This is a genomic window from Antiquaquibacter oligotrophicus (assembly GCF_020535405.1).
Lineage (GTDB): Bacteria > Actinomycetota > Actinomycetes > Actinomycetales > Microbacteriaceae > Rhodoglobus > Rhodoglobus oligotrophicus.
The window spans coordinates 1,444,699-1,457,786 of sequence record NZ_CP085036.1 but is presented as its reverse complement, the minus strand read 5'-3'; the positions used below and the strand labels follow the sequence as shown (position 1 = coordinate 1,457,786).

Here is a 13,088-nt window from a genome sequence, read left to right as displayed (position 1 = left end):
CGTCAGTTCTTGCGGACCGCGTGCCCACCGAACTGATTGCGGAGAGCTGCCACGGCCTTCATCGCGGGGGAGTCCTTCTGGCGTGAGACGAAGCGCGCGAAGATCGCGGCGCTGATCGTCGGAACCGGAACCGCCCGGTCGAGCGCATCGTGCACCGTCCAGCGACCCTCGCCGGAATCCTCGACGTAGCCGGCGATCTGCTCGAAGTCTGGGTCCTCCTCGAGCGCGTTCACCAGGAGGTCGAGCAGCCAGGAACGAACGACCGTTCCACGCTTCCACGCCTTGAACGTTCCGGTCACATCGTGGACGAGATCGTCGCGGCTTTCCAGGAGTTCATAACCCTCGGCCCACGCCTGCATGAGCGCGTACTCGATACCGTTGTGCACCATCTTCACGTAGTGCCCAGCACCCACCTTGCCGGCGTGCACAAAACCCTCGTCGCGCGGACCGTCCGGGCGCAGCGCATCGAAGACCGGCATCGCGAACTCGATGTCGGCCGCATCGCCGCCGGCCATGAGTCCGTAGCCGTTCTCGAGTCCCCAGATTCCGCCCGAGACGCCGACATCGACGAACCGGATGCCCTTTGCCGCCAGAAACTCGGAGTGCACAGCGTCGTCGGTGAACCGCGAGTTGCCACCGTCGATCACGAGGTCGCCGGGGCTCAGTACCTCCGAGACCTGAGTGATCACGTCATCCGTGATCTTTCCCGACGGCACCATCACCCAGACGAGTCGGGGAGCGGGCAGGGCTTCGGCGAGCGCGGCGAGGTCCGCGACATCCGACACCTCGGCGTTCGGGTCGTAGCCCGTTACCTCGACGCCGTTTTTGCGCAAGCGGGCACGCATGTTGTTGCCCATCTTGCCGAGCCCAATGATTCCAATGTGCATCAGCGAGTCCTTGATCGTGGTCAGCGCAGCAGAAGGTTTGGCTGCAGGAGGTACTTGTAGTTATCGGCGCCCGGCTGGTCTTTCGAGGACTGGCTTGTGATGAGAACCGGTCCCGGCTTGTTCGGATTCTCCGTCTTCGTGAACGAGATCCGCACGAACTCCGAATGCACGGATGCGAGGCCGTCGAGGAGGAACTGCGGCTTGAGGGAGACGACCGTCTCGTCCCCGGTGAGGAAGGCGTCGACCGTCTCCGACGCTTGAGCTTGCTCGGATCCGATCGCCTCGAGCGTCAGCCCATCAACCGTGAAGGTAAATCGAAGGGCAGCTTCGCGCTCGAGAACAAGCGCGACACGTCGAACGGACTCGATGAGCTCCGCCGTATTGAGCACCGCGTAGTTGTCGACCTCGTCCGGGAACAGACGCCTGACAGGCGGGAAGTTTCCCTTGATCAGCAACGAGGTGACGATCTTGTTGTCGGCACGGAAGGCGATGAGCTCGCGATCATCGGTGCTCGTGATGGCAACCGAGATCGTCGCGCTGTGACCGAAGGTCTTGCCGATCTCCGTCAAGGTCCGCGCCGGCACGAGAGCGGTCGCCTGGTCGATCCCGGATGCGCCGGAATCCCACTCGATCTCTCTCACCGCGACGCGGTAGCGGTCGGTCGCTACGAGGGAGACGCTGTTGTCTGAGACCTCGAGCTGAACTCCGGTGATCACCGGTGTTACATCGTCTCGCGATGCCGCGACCGCAACTTGGGAGATGGCTGCGGCGAAATCCTCGCCCTTGAGGAGGCCTGCCTTGTCCGAAACTTCGGGCAACGTGGGGTACTCCTCGACGGGCATGCTCAGCAGCGTGAAGGATGCCGAACCACAGGTAACGAGAATCCGACCGTCTTCCGTGGTGAAGGTGACGGGCGCTGCGGGAAGCCTGCTGGCAATTTCCGCGAGGAGTCGCCCTGAGACGAGGGCCGTGCCGGGTTCGTCGACGTTCGCTGTGACCTGCGTGCGCGCCGAGACTTCGTAGTCGAATGACGACAGTGTGATGCCATCACCCTCAGCCTCGATGAGCACACCGCTCAGGATCGGCAGAGTTGTGCGTTGCGGCAGGAGTTTGACAGCGAAGGAGACGGCCTCACTGAACACGTCGCGATTGACCTGGAACTTCACGAAACACCCCTCACCCGATCGACGCTCTGGGCGTTAATACTGGCACAGCCGGTTAGCGGCGGACCCCTCAGGGTTATCCCCCAAAAATCCTTGAAGAACAAAGGACAAGATTCTTAACCGTTGTGGATGGTGTGGATAACGGCGGTTAATGCGCGCCAGGTCTGGAAACTACAACCGCGTAAGTTGTTGACGAGCCGTGAGTGACGGTGGGGACAGATTCAGTCAAAAGAATGAACCCAACTCGTTTTCCACAGATAGTCAGATTCCCATCAACAGGGCGTCCCGCGTGTCTCCACAGTTATTCACACGTTTTCCACAGTGTGAAGAATTAGGCGCGATTGTTCTGCTTGATCCGACTGGTCAGTTCGGTGACCTGGTTGTAGATCGAGCGCCGCTCCTTCATGAGCTCCGTGATCTTCTTGTTGGCGTACATCACAGTGGTGTGATCGCGGTTGCCGAAGAGCTGTCCGATCTTGGGAAGCGACAGATTCGTCATCTCCCGGCACAGATACATGGCGATCTGCCGGGCAGTCGCGACCGCCTGCGAACGGGATGATCCGTAAAGGTCGTCCACGGTGAGTTTGAAGTAGTCAGCCGTGTGGTTGATGATGTCGACCGGCGCGATGACGTTGTCTTCGTCGAGCGTGATGAGGTCCTTGAGCACTGTCTGCACGAGTGCCATATCGACCGGTTGACGATTGAGGTTGGCGAACGCGGTTACGCGGATGAGTGTTCCCTCGAGTTCCCGGATGTTCGACGACACCTTCGATGCCATGTATTCGAGGATGTCGGGGGAGACCTGGAGTTTCTCGCTCTGCGCCTTCTTACGAAGGATCGCGATACGTGTCTCGAGATCGGGCGCCTGAACGTCGGTGATGAGACCCCACTCGAAGCGTGACCGCATCCGGTCCTCGAACCCCGTGAGGTGTTTGGGAGGAAGGTCACTCGTAATGACGACTTGCTTGTTGTGGTCGTGGAGTGTGTTGAACGTGTGGAAGAAGGCCTCCTGCGTGGAGTCCTTTCCCTGAAGGAACTGGATGTCGTCGATCAAGAGAATGTCGATCTCGCGATAACGCGACTGGAACATCGACGCTCGGTTGTTGGCGATCGAGTTGATGAAGTCGTTGGTGAACTCTTCGGAGCTGACGTAGCGAACCCGGATGCCCGGATACAGACTCTCCGCGTAGTGCCCGATCGCGTGGAGAAGGTGTGTCTTACCCAGGCCGGACTCCCCGTAGATGAAGAGAGGGTTATAGGCCTTGGCCGGCGCCTCGGCCACGGCGACTGCGGCGGCGTGGGCGAAACGGTTGGACCCGCCGATGACGAAGTTGTCGAAGCTGTACTTCGGGTTGAGTCGTGAATCGGTTCGACGAGTCTGAGGTGTATCGATCACCGTTGTCGGTTCGATGTACGCGGCAGGTTCCGGTGAATCGTGGGTTTGGTCGAGGGCGTCGAGTTGGATCTCGGGGTTCACGACGATCGCGAAGTTGGACACCTCGTAGGTGTCGTCCAACTCGGCGATCGAGTTCAAGAGCGGGATGCGGATGCGCTGCTCGAGCATCCCGCGTGTGAGCTCGTTCGGTACCTCGAGATAGAGGGTGCCGGCCATCACACCCTTGGGTTCGACGAGGTTGACGAAACCGAGTAGTTGAGGGGTGATGCGCTCGTCTGAGGTCAGGCGAGAGAGGACCGTTGCCCAGATCTCTCGAGTCGGGTCAGTGCTGTCCGACATTCTTATGCCCACATCCTCGCGAATTTACTCACACCTTTATCCACCGCCAGCGCCGCTGAAACTCCCGGCAATTGGCCGAGATAAGTACGCGTCGAGGGCTGGCTTTACCTTAGTTCTCCACAGGCCCAACTATCTAACCCGAGTTATCCCGATGTGGATAGCCTGTGGCCGTTTGACCGGTGTGGTTTAACCCCGTACCTTTAATCAGTTGACTTCGGGCCTAATCGGCCACAATTCTCGCGGGCTTCGGCGCGCATTGGAGACATGACTTATGAGCAAGAGAACTTTCCAGCCGAACAACCGGCGCCGCGCCAAGGTGCACGGCTTCCGACTTCGTATGCGCACCCGCGCCGGCCGCGCCATCCTGGCTGCCCGTCGTCGCAAGGGTCGCTCCGAACTCTCCGCCTGATCCTCTCCGGTGCTTGCTAGATCGAACAGGGTGACGGATGCCCGTGACTTTCGAGCGATCTCACGCAAGGGCCGGCGGGTGTCGAACGAGCACACCATTCTGCACGTCGTGAGCACAGGCTCCGCTCCATCTCGCTTCGGTTTTATCGTGACCAAGGCTGTGGGCGGGGCCGTTGTGCGTAACAGGGTACGTCGTCGTCTGCGAGCCGCCTGCTATTCGCTCCTCCCCGCACTCGGTGTGGGGAACGATGTCGTGATCAGAGCACTGCCAGCTTCTGCCGAGGCTGAGTGGTCTACCCTTCAATCCGAGATCGCCCGGGGTCTCGGTTCGATCGCGAGGAGATCATGAAGAACGTCATCACGTTCCTTCTCCTCGTACCCAGAAACATCTGCGTAGCGATTCTCACTGCCTATCGCGCGGTCATCTCTCCGCTCTATGGCGACGTCTGTCGTTATTACCCGTCGTGCTCGCACTACACGCTCGGCGCCATCCAACATCATGGCGTCGTGCGAGGAGTGTGGCTCGGTACTCGTCGTATCGCTCGATGCCACCCGTGGGCGGAAGGCGGGATCGATGACGTTCCCGAGCGTCGCCACGAACGGTTCCGGGTAACCCGTTCCGGGTTCGTCGTCGCGTCAAGCCACGGAAGGGGCTAACACCGCAATGGACATTCTGAGTTTCTTCGGCAGCTTGTTGTGGCCGATCAAGTGGGTCATCGAGGCAATCCTCGTTGCGTTCCACACCGGTCTCACGGCAATCGGTCTCGACTACAACGCCGGTGTGACGTGGGTGCTGTCCATCGTCGGTCTGGTGCTCGTGGTTCGTGCGGCGCTCATTCCGATCTTCGTTCGCCAGATCAAGAGCCAGCGACGGATGCTCGAGGTTGCACCGCAGCTCAAGAAAATCCAGGACAAGTACAAGGGCAAGAAGGATCAGTTCTCCCGCGAGGCCATGTCTCGCGAGACGATGGAGCTCTACAAGCGCACCGGAACGAATCCGCTGAGTTCGTGCCTTCCTCTTCTACTTCAGATGCCGATCTTCTTCGGCCTGTTCTCCGTCCTCAATGATGCGCAGCACAACAAGTCTGGTGTGGGCCTTCTCGACGCCGATCTCTCGGCATCCTTCGCGAACGCCGAGATCTTCGGCGCCCCTCTACGCCTCGCGATCAGCACGGCAGACGGCAACGTGGCCGTCATCGTTATCGCGGCGGTGATGGTCGTTCTCATGACGGCGTCGCAGTTCATCACTCAACTCCAGATCATGTCGAAGAACCAGTCGGAGGAAATGAAGGCGAGCCCGATGTATCGCCAGCAGAGAATCCTCCTCTACTTGCTTCCGCTCGTCTTCGCTTTCTCCGGCTTCACGTTCCCGCTTGGTGTTATGACCTACTGGCTCGTGTCGAACTTCTGGACGATGGGCCAGCAATTCCTCGTCATCCGCAACATGCCGACTCCTGGTAGCGAGGCAGCCCTCGCTCGTGAGGCACGCCTCGCCAAGCGCAACCAGCGCAAGGGGATCGTCGATGAATCCGCGGAGGGAACCGTGGTGGTCGAGGAGCCGAAGAAGCCGCAACGACAGCAGCCGGTGAGTAAGAACCGCGCTAAAAAGAAGAAGAAATAGAGATGAGTGACGTGACCGACATCCAGGCCCACGACGAAGTTCTGAAAGATCAGGACGCGCCGAGCGTTGATGAACTCGAAGAAGAGGGCGACATCGCGGCGGACTACATTGAGGAACTCCTCGACATCGCCGACCTTGATGGGGACATCGAGATCGAAGCGCGGGGAGGTCGCTCCTACCTTTCGGTAACTGCATCCGAGTCGGAGAGTCTCCGTGTGCTGTCGAAGCCGGAGACGGTGGGCGCCTTGCAGGAGCTCACGCGTATTGCGGTGCAGGCCCGGACTGGACGGTTCTCCCGACTCATTCTTGACGTTGGTGGCTCGCGGGATGCTCGGGCAGCTGAACTCTCGGCGCTGGTGGACCGTGCGGTCGAGCGTCTCGAAGAGGGAGCAGAGTCGGCAGCACTGCCCCCTATGTCGTCCTATGAACGCAAGCTTGTGCACGACATCGTGGCCGAGCGCGGCTTCACCTCCGAGTCTGAGGGCGAGGGGCGAGACCGCCACACGGTCATCAAGCGCTAGTTGATGTTTCACGTGAAACATACGCTCCGTTGTTTCACGTGAAACATCCGTCCACAGGGAGACCCATGTCGATGCTCGAGTCCGAACCAGACGTAGCTAAGGAACTCTTCGGCACCCGGATCGATCGGGCACGGCAGTACGCCGCAGATCTCGAGCGGTGGGGCGAGGAGCTCGGGCTCATCGGCCCGCTGGAGCTTCCGCGTTTATGGACCCGTCACCTCGTGAACTGCGTCCTACCCGCCCCGCTTCTCTCTCCTGGCTTCGTGGGGGATGTCGGCAGCGGCGCAGGGTTACCCGGTCTCGTCCTCGCTATTGCCCGCCCCGATGTTCACATGGTGTTGATCGAGCCGATGGAACGCCGAACCGAATGGTTGTTGGCGGAGTCCGAGCGTCTCGAACTCGACAATGTCACTGTCGTCCGGGCGCGCGCGGAGGAAGCTCGGCTCGCTCAGCCCCTAGATCAGGTCACCGCGCGCGCGGTGACCGCGCTCTCGAAACTCATCCCCATCACCGTCCCGCTCGTTCGATCGGGTGGCGAGCTCGTTTTTATGAAGGGCGAGCGAGTGAACCAGGAGGTGGATGCGGCGACAAAGGTCATCCGTAAATTCCGCCTGCGGGACGTCTCGGTGGTAACCCTTGGCGAGGGGATAACACCGGAAGCCACTCGGGTCTTTCGGGCTACAGTGGACTGACTCCAGACCATACTCTCCGGGGCTTTCGCCCCTCGTTTCGAAGGTTTCACGTGAAACAATCCGATGGACTGAGCGCCGAAGCACCGGCATTCGACGACTCCACCCCGCTCGCGCGGGAAGTCGCTGACCTCACTCGACGCCGTCTGGCGATAGCCGCCGACCAGCTTCCCCTGCCACCCGCACCGCGAATCTTCACCGTTGCTAACCAGAAGGGCGGAGTCGGAAAAACGACTACCGCCGTGAACCTCGCCGCAGCGCTCGCTCGAGCCGGGGCGAACGTTCTGGTCATCGACTTGGATCCACAGGGCAACGCATCGACGGCACTCGGCGTGGAGCACCGTGCCGAAACCGCGAGTGTGTACGACGTTCTCGTGGGGGATGCCTCAATGAGCGATGTGGTGCAGAAGAGCCCGGAGTTCGACCACCTGTACTGCGTACCCGCCACCATTCACCTCGCCGGCGCAGAGATCGAGTTGGTCTCGCTCGTCGCTCGCGAGCAGCGCCTGCGCACGCCCCTCGACGCCTACCTGGCAGAGAACACCTTCCACTACGTCTTCATCGACTGCCCACCGTCGCTCGGACTGCTGACGATCAACGCATTTGTTGCAGCCCAGGAAGTGCTCATCCCCATCCAGTGTGAGTACTACGCACTCGAGGGTCTGAGCCAGCTCCTCAGCAACATCCAGCTCATCGAGCGTCACTTGAACCCAGCGTTGACCGTCTCCACAATCCTCCTGACGATGTACGACTCGCGCACCAATCTCGCCAACCAGGTGGTGCAGGACGTACGGGATCACTTCCCCGATCAGGTTCTCGATACGGTCATCCCGCGCTCGGTACGCATCTCCGAGGCGCCGAGCTACGGTCAAAGCGTCGTGAGCTACGACGCCAATTCGCCCGGGTCGCTCTCGTACCTCGAGGCGGCGGCCGAGATCGCACGACGAGGAGCACCCCAGTAATGGCAGCACCAAAGAGAACCGGGCTGGGTCGAGGGATAGGCGCGCTGATCCCGAGCGGTGATGACTCGGCCCGACCGGTTGACGTCTTCTTCCCTGGCGCCGAGGGTCTGGCTGCGGTGCCGGGGCTGCGGCTCGCGAACATCGCGCTGAATGAGATCGTGCCGAACCCGCAGCAGCCGCGCAAGGAGTTCCGGGAGGAGGAACTTGCAGAGCTCGTTGTGTCGATCCGTGAATTCGGGGTGCTCCAGCCCATCGTTGTTCGTCCACTCGCGGACGCCCAACCGGGCGGACCCCAGTATGAGCTCATCATGGGGGAGCGCCGCCTCCGCGCCAGTAAACAGGTCGGAACCAGAACGATCCCCGCGGTCATCAAGAACACCGCAGACGAGGACATGTTGCGGGATGCCCTCCTCGAGAACATCCACCGCGCGAACCTCAACGCCATCGACGAGGCATCCGCCTATCAGCAGCTTCTCGCAGACTTCGGGGTGACGCAGGACGAGCTCGCGCAGCGCATCGGCCGGTCTCGCCCGCAGATCACCAACACCCTGCGACTTCTGAAGCTGCCGGAGCCCATCCGCAATCGCGTCGCCGCTGGTGTGCTGAGCGCGGGACATGCTCGCGCCATCCTGGCTGCCGGGGACCCCGCGGCCATGGAGCGTCTCGCCGACAAGATCGTCAACGAAGAGCTCTCCGTTCGCGCAGCCGAGGCGATCGTCGCGACGGCCTCGCCGAAACCTGCCAAAACAAAACCCACGGCCGGCGGACGTCAAGGTCAGCTCGATGAGATTGCTCAGGGGCTCGAGGACCGGCTCAACACCCGTGTGAAGGTCACCCTCGGTTCGAGCAAAGGGCAGATCGTTATCGACTTCGCGACCGTCGCTGACCTCAACCGGATCCTGGGGGAGCTCGGTCAACCCGGCTTCACCCGATAGATCGTGGAGATCGTTGTCGACAGCCCCACCTCGCCGGCGGTGCGTCAGCTACTCGAGGACCACCTTCGGGACATGTTTGCCACGTCGCCACCCGAGAGTGTGCATGCTCTGCCTCCCGAAAAGCTCGCTGACCCTCACGTGACCTTCTTTTCGGTGCGGGACGAGGGTGTTGTGGTGGGGTGCGGTGCCATGAGCGAGCTGAGTCCCGCCCACGGAGAACTCAAGTCAATGCGACTCATCGAAAGCGCGAGGGGTAAAGGATATGCGTCGGCGCTGCTCACACACCTCATTACCGTCGCCCGAGAACGGGGATACGAGCGCGTGAGCCTGGAGACGGGCGCTGAGGACTTCTTCGCACCCGCTCGTCGCCTCTACGAGCGGCACGGGTTCACCGTGACTGGCCCTTTTGCGGAGTACACCGACGACCCGAACTCGGTCTACTACACTCTCGCGCTCTAACCCTTCGACTCGGCGATCGCCGCTTCTGCGAGTGCGTGATACACCCAACCGAGATCGTGTCCCGCCGCCTCGAGAGCTTGGGGGAGGATCGACGTTTCGGTAAGGCCGGGAAGAACGTTGGCTTCGAGAAACCACGGGGTTCCAGCGCCGTCGATGATGAGATCAACACGAGAGATGTGCCGTAGGCCAAGTGCCCCGTGAGCGGCGAGGGCGGCCTCGATGGCTCGGGCCGCGACATCCTCGGAGATGCGCGCCGGAACATAGAAGCGCGTCTCACCGGCGTTGTACCGCGCCTCGAAGCTGTACACACCGGAGAGCGGTTCGATCTCGACCGCGGGAAGAGCGACGGGGCCCGCTCCGTTATCGATGACTCCGACAGCGATCTCGGTGCCCGAAATCTTCTGTTCGATGAGCGCAACGTCGCAATAGGTGTAGGCGTCGACCATCGCGCGGGGGAGTAGCGATCGGTCCTCCACCATCGTCACACCCTGCGCCGAACCGCCCTGAGCGGGCTTGACGACGAGCGGTCCCGAGAACTCGTCGGAGATCTCTTCGAGGATGCTGTGCGCTCCCAGTTCACGGAAAGCATCCCGCGACAACGCGATCGAGGCGGGTGTGCGCACTCCGGCGCGCGCGACGAGTGTCTTGGCGGTCGGTTTATCCCACGCCAGCCGCGCGGCGTCGGCGCGCGAACCCACGTACGGAATACCGATGAAATCCAGGAGCCCTCGGAGCGCGCCATCCTCACCGCTGGCACCGTGCAGAGCGGGCCACACGACGTCGGGTCGCGTCTCGCGCAAGTAGTGGAGAAGGGTGGCATCGGGATCGCGGAGCTCAACGCTCAGGCCGTGTTCGGCGAGGCTGTCAGCTACGCGGCGCCCGGAGCGAAGCGAAACGTCCCTTTCGTGGGAGATACCGCCGGCGAGAACAAGAATGCGTGGGGACATGGGACCTTAGCCGAGGTTGGCGGGCGGACTGATGATGGTGTCGTCGGGCAGGCTCACGCTGAGCGGCGCGGTCTGCGAAAACGTCGTGAGCAGCTCGAGTTCGCCGTTGATGACGGTGGAGAGCCGGCGGATGCCCTCCCTGATGAACTCCGGGGTGGGGTAGCAGAACGACAACCGGATGTTCGTGCGCCCGTTTCCGTCGGCGTAAAAAGCCGTACCCGGGGTGTAAGCGACAAGTTCTTTGACCGCGCGGGGGAGCATCGACTTGGAGTCCAGGTTGTCGGGCAACGTCACCCAGACGTAGAAACCGCCGTCCGGGTGGGTCCAGGACAGATCGGGCAGGTAGTCGTCGAGAGCGAGGAGCATGGCATCCCGTCGCTCGCGGTAGACGCCGCGGAAGGTGTCGATCTGGCCCTTCCAGTCGGCCTCGTCGAGGTATTCGCTCACGACGTGCTGCGTGAAGGAACTGGGGGAGAGCACCGCCGCCTCGTTCGCAAGAATGAGCTTTTCTCGAATAGCGTGGGGCGCGAGCACCCATCCGAGGCGGAACCCGGGTGCCAGGGTCTTGGAGAAGGTGCCGAGGTAGATCACCCCGTCTTCTTCCACCGACCGCATGGCGTGCGGGGCAGGCGCACCAAAGTACAGGAGCCCGTAGGGATTGTCCTCGAGAACCAGGATGTTGTTGGCCCGGCAGATCTCGAGCACCCGGAGGCGGCGCTCCCACGACATCGTGACACCGGACGGGTTGCCGAAGGTGGGAACCGTGTACAGGAACTTGATGGTGCGACCCTCGGCGCGAAGCGCGGCGATGGCCTCCTCAAGTGCCTCGGGGATGAGTCCGTGCTCGTCGGTCACCACATGATTCACGTGCGCCTGGAACGATTTAAAGACCGTCAGCGCCGTCACATAACTCGGCGCTTCGGCGATGACGACATCACCCGGGTTGATGAAAAGTTTGGTGACCAGCTCGAGCGCGTGCTGCGAGCCGGTGGTCACAACGACGTCGTCGACGCCACCGCGGATGCCTTCGAGTGCCATGACCTCGAGGATGTGCTCGCGGAGGGCGGGCATCCCCTGGCCTGATCCGTACTGGAGTGCAGTTGGGCCATAGTCGCGCATCGTGCGCTCGAACGCGCCGGCGATGAGCTCTTGTGGAAGTGCCGAGACGAACGGCATACCTCCCGCGAGGGAGACGACCTCGGGGCGCGAGGCGACGGCAAACAGTGCACGGACCTCGGAGGCGGCGAGGCCGGCTGTGCGGTCCGCGTAGTGGGTGTACCACGGGTCGAGGTTGTTGCCCTGAGTGCTCATGCGCTGTCCTTCAGTCGCGAAGATTCAAGGATATCCAGGGAAAACACAAAACCCCGCCTCTCCGGGGAGAGACGGGGCCAGTGCTTGAAGATTGGCTCGCGAGAAACGGAGGCTTACGCCAGGAACTCCGCGAGGTCGGCCTCGAGGGCCGGCTTCGGCTTTGCGCCGATGACGGTCTTGACGACCTCTCCACCGCGGAAGACCTTCATCGCGGGAATCGAGGTGATCTGGTACTTCATCGCCATCTGCGGGTTGTCGTCGACGTTGAGCTTGACGATCTTGAGCTTGTCGGGGTTCTCCGCGGCGATCTGGTCGAGGATCGGCGAGACGGCGCGACACGGGCCACACCACTCAGCCCAGAAGTCGACCATGATCGTGTCGGATGAGTTGAGCACCTCGTCCGCGAAAGTCGCGTCGGTGACATCCTTGGCGTTGGACATTGTGTTCTTCCTTTTCTTGAGAGGTTTCTGGCTCGGCCTAGACGGCAGCGAGGGCGAGCTTGTCGGTGGGCAGAGCGGCGATGTAGTGCTCGGCATCGAGGGCGGCGACCGTTCCGGATGCCGCGGCGGTGACCGCCTGGCGGTACGTCGGGTCGATCACATCCCCCGCAGCGAAGACGCCCGGGATGTTCGTGCGCGACGAGCGCCCGTGCACCGCGATCGTTCCGTCCGGGTTGAGATCGAGCTGGCCGTGCACGAGGTGCGTGCGCGGGTCGGCGCCGATGGCGACGAACAGTCCGCTCAGGTCGATGGTGGTCTCCGAGCCATCCTGCGTGTCGACGAGGCCAACACCGGTGACGAGCTGGTCACCGTAGATGTGCTTGACCTCCTTGTTCCAGAGGAACTCGATCTTCGGGTTGGCGAAGGCACGGTCCTGCATCGTCTTGGAGGCGCGCAGGGTGTCCTTACGGTGGACGACGTAGACCTTGTCGGCGAACTTGGTGAGGAAGGTCGCCTCCTCCATCGCCGAGTCACCGCCGCCGACGACCGCGATCGTCTTCTGGCGGAAGAAGAATCCGTCACACGTGGCGCACCACGAGACTCCGAGGCCGCTCAGTCGCGCTTCGTCCTCGATTCCGAGCTTGCGGTAGGCCGAGCCGGTCGCGAAGATCACGGCCAACGCCTCGACCACGTCGCCGTTGCCGAGGTGAACACGCTTGACCTCGCCATCCAGCTCGAGCTTCACCACGTCGTCGTAGATGACGTCTGTGCCGAACTTCTCGGCCTGAGCAAGCATCTTGGACATGAGCTCGGGGCCCTGGATACCCTCGGGGAAGCCGGGGAAGTTCTCGACCTCGGTCGTCTTCATCAGTTCGCCGCCGGCCTCGACCGAGCTCGCGATGACGAGCGGGTTCATGTTTGCGCGGGCAGCGTAGATCGCCGCGGTGTACCCGGCGGGGCCCGATCCGATGATGATCAGTTGGCGCATGACGTGCGACTCCTCAGTTGGT

General features: G+C 62.0%; 16 protein-coding genes. 9 read left to right on the top strand and 7 right to left on the bottom strand.

Going from position 1 to position 13,088, the window contains the following annotated elements; translation table 11 throughout:
• Positions 1-2 precede the first annotated feature (2 nt).
• From gnd to dnaA, 3 genes are all read right to left on the bottom strand, one after another.
• On the bottom strand, positions 3-887 hold the full coding sequence (gnd, locus tag LH407_RS07335) for a phosphogluconate dehydrogenase (NAD(+)-dependent, decarboxylating) (protein ID WP_322134643.1): 885 nt from the start codon (positions 885-887) through the stop codon (positions 3-5).
• Between the two features lie 20 nt (positions 888-907).
• Positions 908-2,053 (bottom strand): DNA polymerase III subunit beta, encoded by a 1,146-nt coding sequence (gene dnaN, locus LH407_RS07330; protein ID WP_322134644.1) that lies wholly within the window; start codon positions 2,051-2,053, stop codon positions 908-910.
• Positions 2,054-2,381: 328 nt separating this feature from the next.
• Entirely contained in the window at positions 2,382-3,785 is a 1,404-nt protein-coding gene (dnaA, locus tag LH407_RS07325) for a chromosomal replication initiator protein DnaA (RefSeq protein ID WP_322134645.1), read from the bottom strand.
• Between the two features lie 271 nt (positions 3,786-4,056).
• Here dnaA and rpmH point away from each other — a divergent pair, with 271 nt between their 5' ends.
• The 9 genes from rpmH (at position 4,057) to LH407_RS07280 (ending at position 9,380) form a co-directional block, all read left to right on the top strand.
• The gene (rpmH, locus tag LH407_RS07320; RefSeq protein ID WP_096382907.1) at positions 4,057-4,194 is read left to right on the top strand and encodes a 50S ribosomal protein L34; all 138 of its coding nucleotides are present in this window, start codon (positions 4,057-4,059) and stop codon (positions 4,192-4,194) included.
• 9 nt (positions 4,195-4,203) lie between these two features.
• The gene (rnpA, locus tag LH407_RS07315; RefSeq protein ID WP_322135009.1) at positions 4,204-4,542 is read left to right on the top strand and encodes a ribonuclease P protein component; all 339 of its coding nucleotides are present in this window, start codon (positions 4,204-4,206) and stop codon (positions 4,540-4,542) included.
• Positions 4,539-4,850, top strand: coding sequence for a membrane protein insertion efficiency factor YidD (gene yidD / locus LH407_RS07310; protein ID WP_322134647.1), 312 nt, complete (start codon positions 4,539-4,541; stop codon positions 4,848-4,850). The genes rnpA and yidD overlap by 4 nt, the downstream gene beginning before the upstream one ends.
• Positions 4,851-4,857: 7 nt before the next feature.
• The gene (yidC, locus tag LH407_RS07305; RefSeq protein WP_322134648.1) at positions 4,858-5,814 is read left to right on the top strand and encodes a membrane protein insertase YidC; all 957 of its coding nucleotides are present in this window, start codon (positions 4,858-4,860) and stop codon (positions 5,812-5,814) included.
• 2 nt (positions 5,815-5,816) lie between these two features.
• Positions 5,817-6,335: a Jag family protein gene (locus tag LH407_RS07300; protein WP_322134649.1), complete on the top strand. Its 519-nt coding sequence runs from the start codon at positions 5,817-5,819 to the stop codon at positions 6,333-6,335.
• Positions 6,336-6,400: 65 nt separating this feature from the next.
• A complete protein-coding gene (gene rsmG, locus LH407_RS07295; RefSeq protein WP_322134650.1) occupies positions 6,401-7,027 on the top strand; it encodes a 16S rRNA (guanine(527)-N(7))-methyltransferase RsmG in 627 nt (208 codons plus the stop codon).
• 50 nt (positions 7,028-7,077) lie between these two features.
• On the top strand, positions 7,078-7,986 hold the full coding sequence (locus tag LH407_RS07290) for a ParA family protein (protein WP_322134651.1): 909 nt from the start codon (positions 7,078-7,080) through the stop codon (positions 7,984-7,986).
• On the top strand, positions 7,986-8,921 hold the full coding sequence (locus LH407_RS07285; RefSeq protein WP_322134652.1) for a ParB/RepB/Spo0J family partition protein: 936 nt from the start codon (positions 7,986-7,988) through the stop codon (positions 8,919-8,921). The genes LH407_RS07290 and LH407_RS07285 overlap by 1 nt, the downstream gene beginning before the upstream one ends.
• 3 nt (positions 8,922-8,924) lie before the next feature.
• The gene (locus LH407_RS07280; RefSeq protein ID WP_407650543.1) at positions 8,925-9,380 is read left to right on the top strand and encodes a GNAT family N-acetyltransferase; all 456 of its coding nucleotides are present in this window, start codon (positions 8,925-8,927) and stop codon (positions 9,378-9,380) included.
• On the opposite strand, the gene LH407_RS07275 is transcribed toward LH407_RS07280, so the two are convergent.
• From LH407_RS07275 to trxB, 4 genes are all read right to left on the bottom strand, one after another.
• Positions 9,377-10,327, bottom strand: a complete 951-nt coding sequence (locus LH407_RS07275; protein ID WP_322134653.1) for a D-alanine--D-alanine ligase family protein — start codon at positions 10,325-10,327, stop codon at positions 9,377-9,379. The genes LH407_RS07280 and LH407_RS07275 overlap by 4 nt on opposite strands.
• Before the next feature lie 6 nt (positions 10,328-10,333).
• Positions 10,334-11,638, bottom strand: a complete 1,305-nt coding sequence (locus LH407_RS07270) for an aminotransferase-like domain-containing protein (RefSeq protein ID WP_322134654.1) — start codon at positions 11,636-11,638, stop codon at positions 10,334-10,336.
• A gap of 113 nt (positions 11,639-11,751) precedes the next feature.
• Positions 11,752-12,078 (bottom strand): thioredoxin, encoded by a 327-nt coding sequence (trxA, locus tag LH407_RS07265; protein ID WP_322134655.1) that lies wholly within the window; start codon positions 12,076-12,078, stop codon positions 11,752-11,754.
• Positions 12,079-12,115: 37 nt separating this feature from the next.
• Complete coding sequence (trxB, locus tag LH407_RS07260; protein ID WP_322134656.1) at positions 12,116-13,066, bottom strand: thioredoxin-disulfide reductase; 951 nt, start codon at positions 13,064-13,066, stop codon at positions 12,116-12,118.
• Between the last annotated feature and the right edge of the window lie 22 nt (positions 13,067-13,088).

Excerpts from the sequence above, each read along its gene's own strand:
- rpmH (WP_096382907.1), top strand. The coding sequence starts at position 4,057 with ATGAGCAAGAGAACTTTCCAGCCGAACAACCGGCGCCGCGCCAAGGTG.
- LH407_RS07285 (WP_322134652.1), top strand. The coding sequence starts at position 7,986 with ATGGCAGCACCAAAGAGAACCGGGCTGGGTCGAGGGATAGGCGCGCTG.
- yidC (WP_322134648.1), top strand. The coding sequence starts at position 4,858 with ATGGACATTCTGAGTTTCTTCGGCAGCTTGTTGTGGCCGATCAAGTGG.
- gnd (WP_322134643.1), bottom strand. The coding sequence starts at position 887 with ATGCACATTGGAATCATTGGGCTCGGCAAGATGGGCAACAACATGCGT.
- LH407_RS07270 (WP_322134654.1), bottom strand. The coding sequence starts at position 11,638 with ATGAGCACTCAGGGCAACAACCTCGACCCGTGGTACACCCACTACGCG.
- yidD (WP_322134647.1), top strand. The coding sequence starts at position 4,539 with ATGAAGAACGTCATCACGTTCCTTCTCCTCGTACCCAGAAACATCTGC.
- trxA (WP_322134655.1), bottom strand. The coding sequence starts at position 12,078 with ATGTCCAACGCCAAGGATGTCACCGACGCGACTTTCGCGGACGAGGTG.
- LH407_RS07300 (WP_322134649.1), top strand. The coding sequence starts at position 5,817 with ATGAGTGACGTGACCGACATCCAGGCCCACGACGAAGTTCTGAAAGAT.
- rsmG (WP_322134650.1), top strand. The coding sequence starts at position 6,401 with ATGTCGATGCTCGAGTCCGAACCAGACGTAGCTAAGGAACTCTTCGGC.
- dnaA (WP_322134645.1), bottom strand. The coding sequence starts at position 3,785 with ATGTCGGACAGCACTGACCCGACTCGAGAGATCTGGGCAACGGTCCTC.
- LH407_RS07275 (WP_322134653.1), bottom strand. The coding sequence starts at position 10,327 with ATGTCCCCACGCATTCTTGTTCTCGCCGGCGGTATCTCCCACGAAAGG.
- trxB (WP_322134656.1), bottom strand. The coding sequence starts at position 13,066 with ATGCGCCAACTGATCATCATCGGATCGGGCCCCGCCGGGTACACCGCG.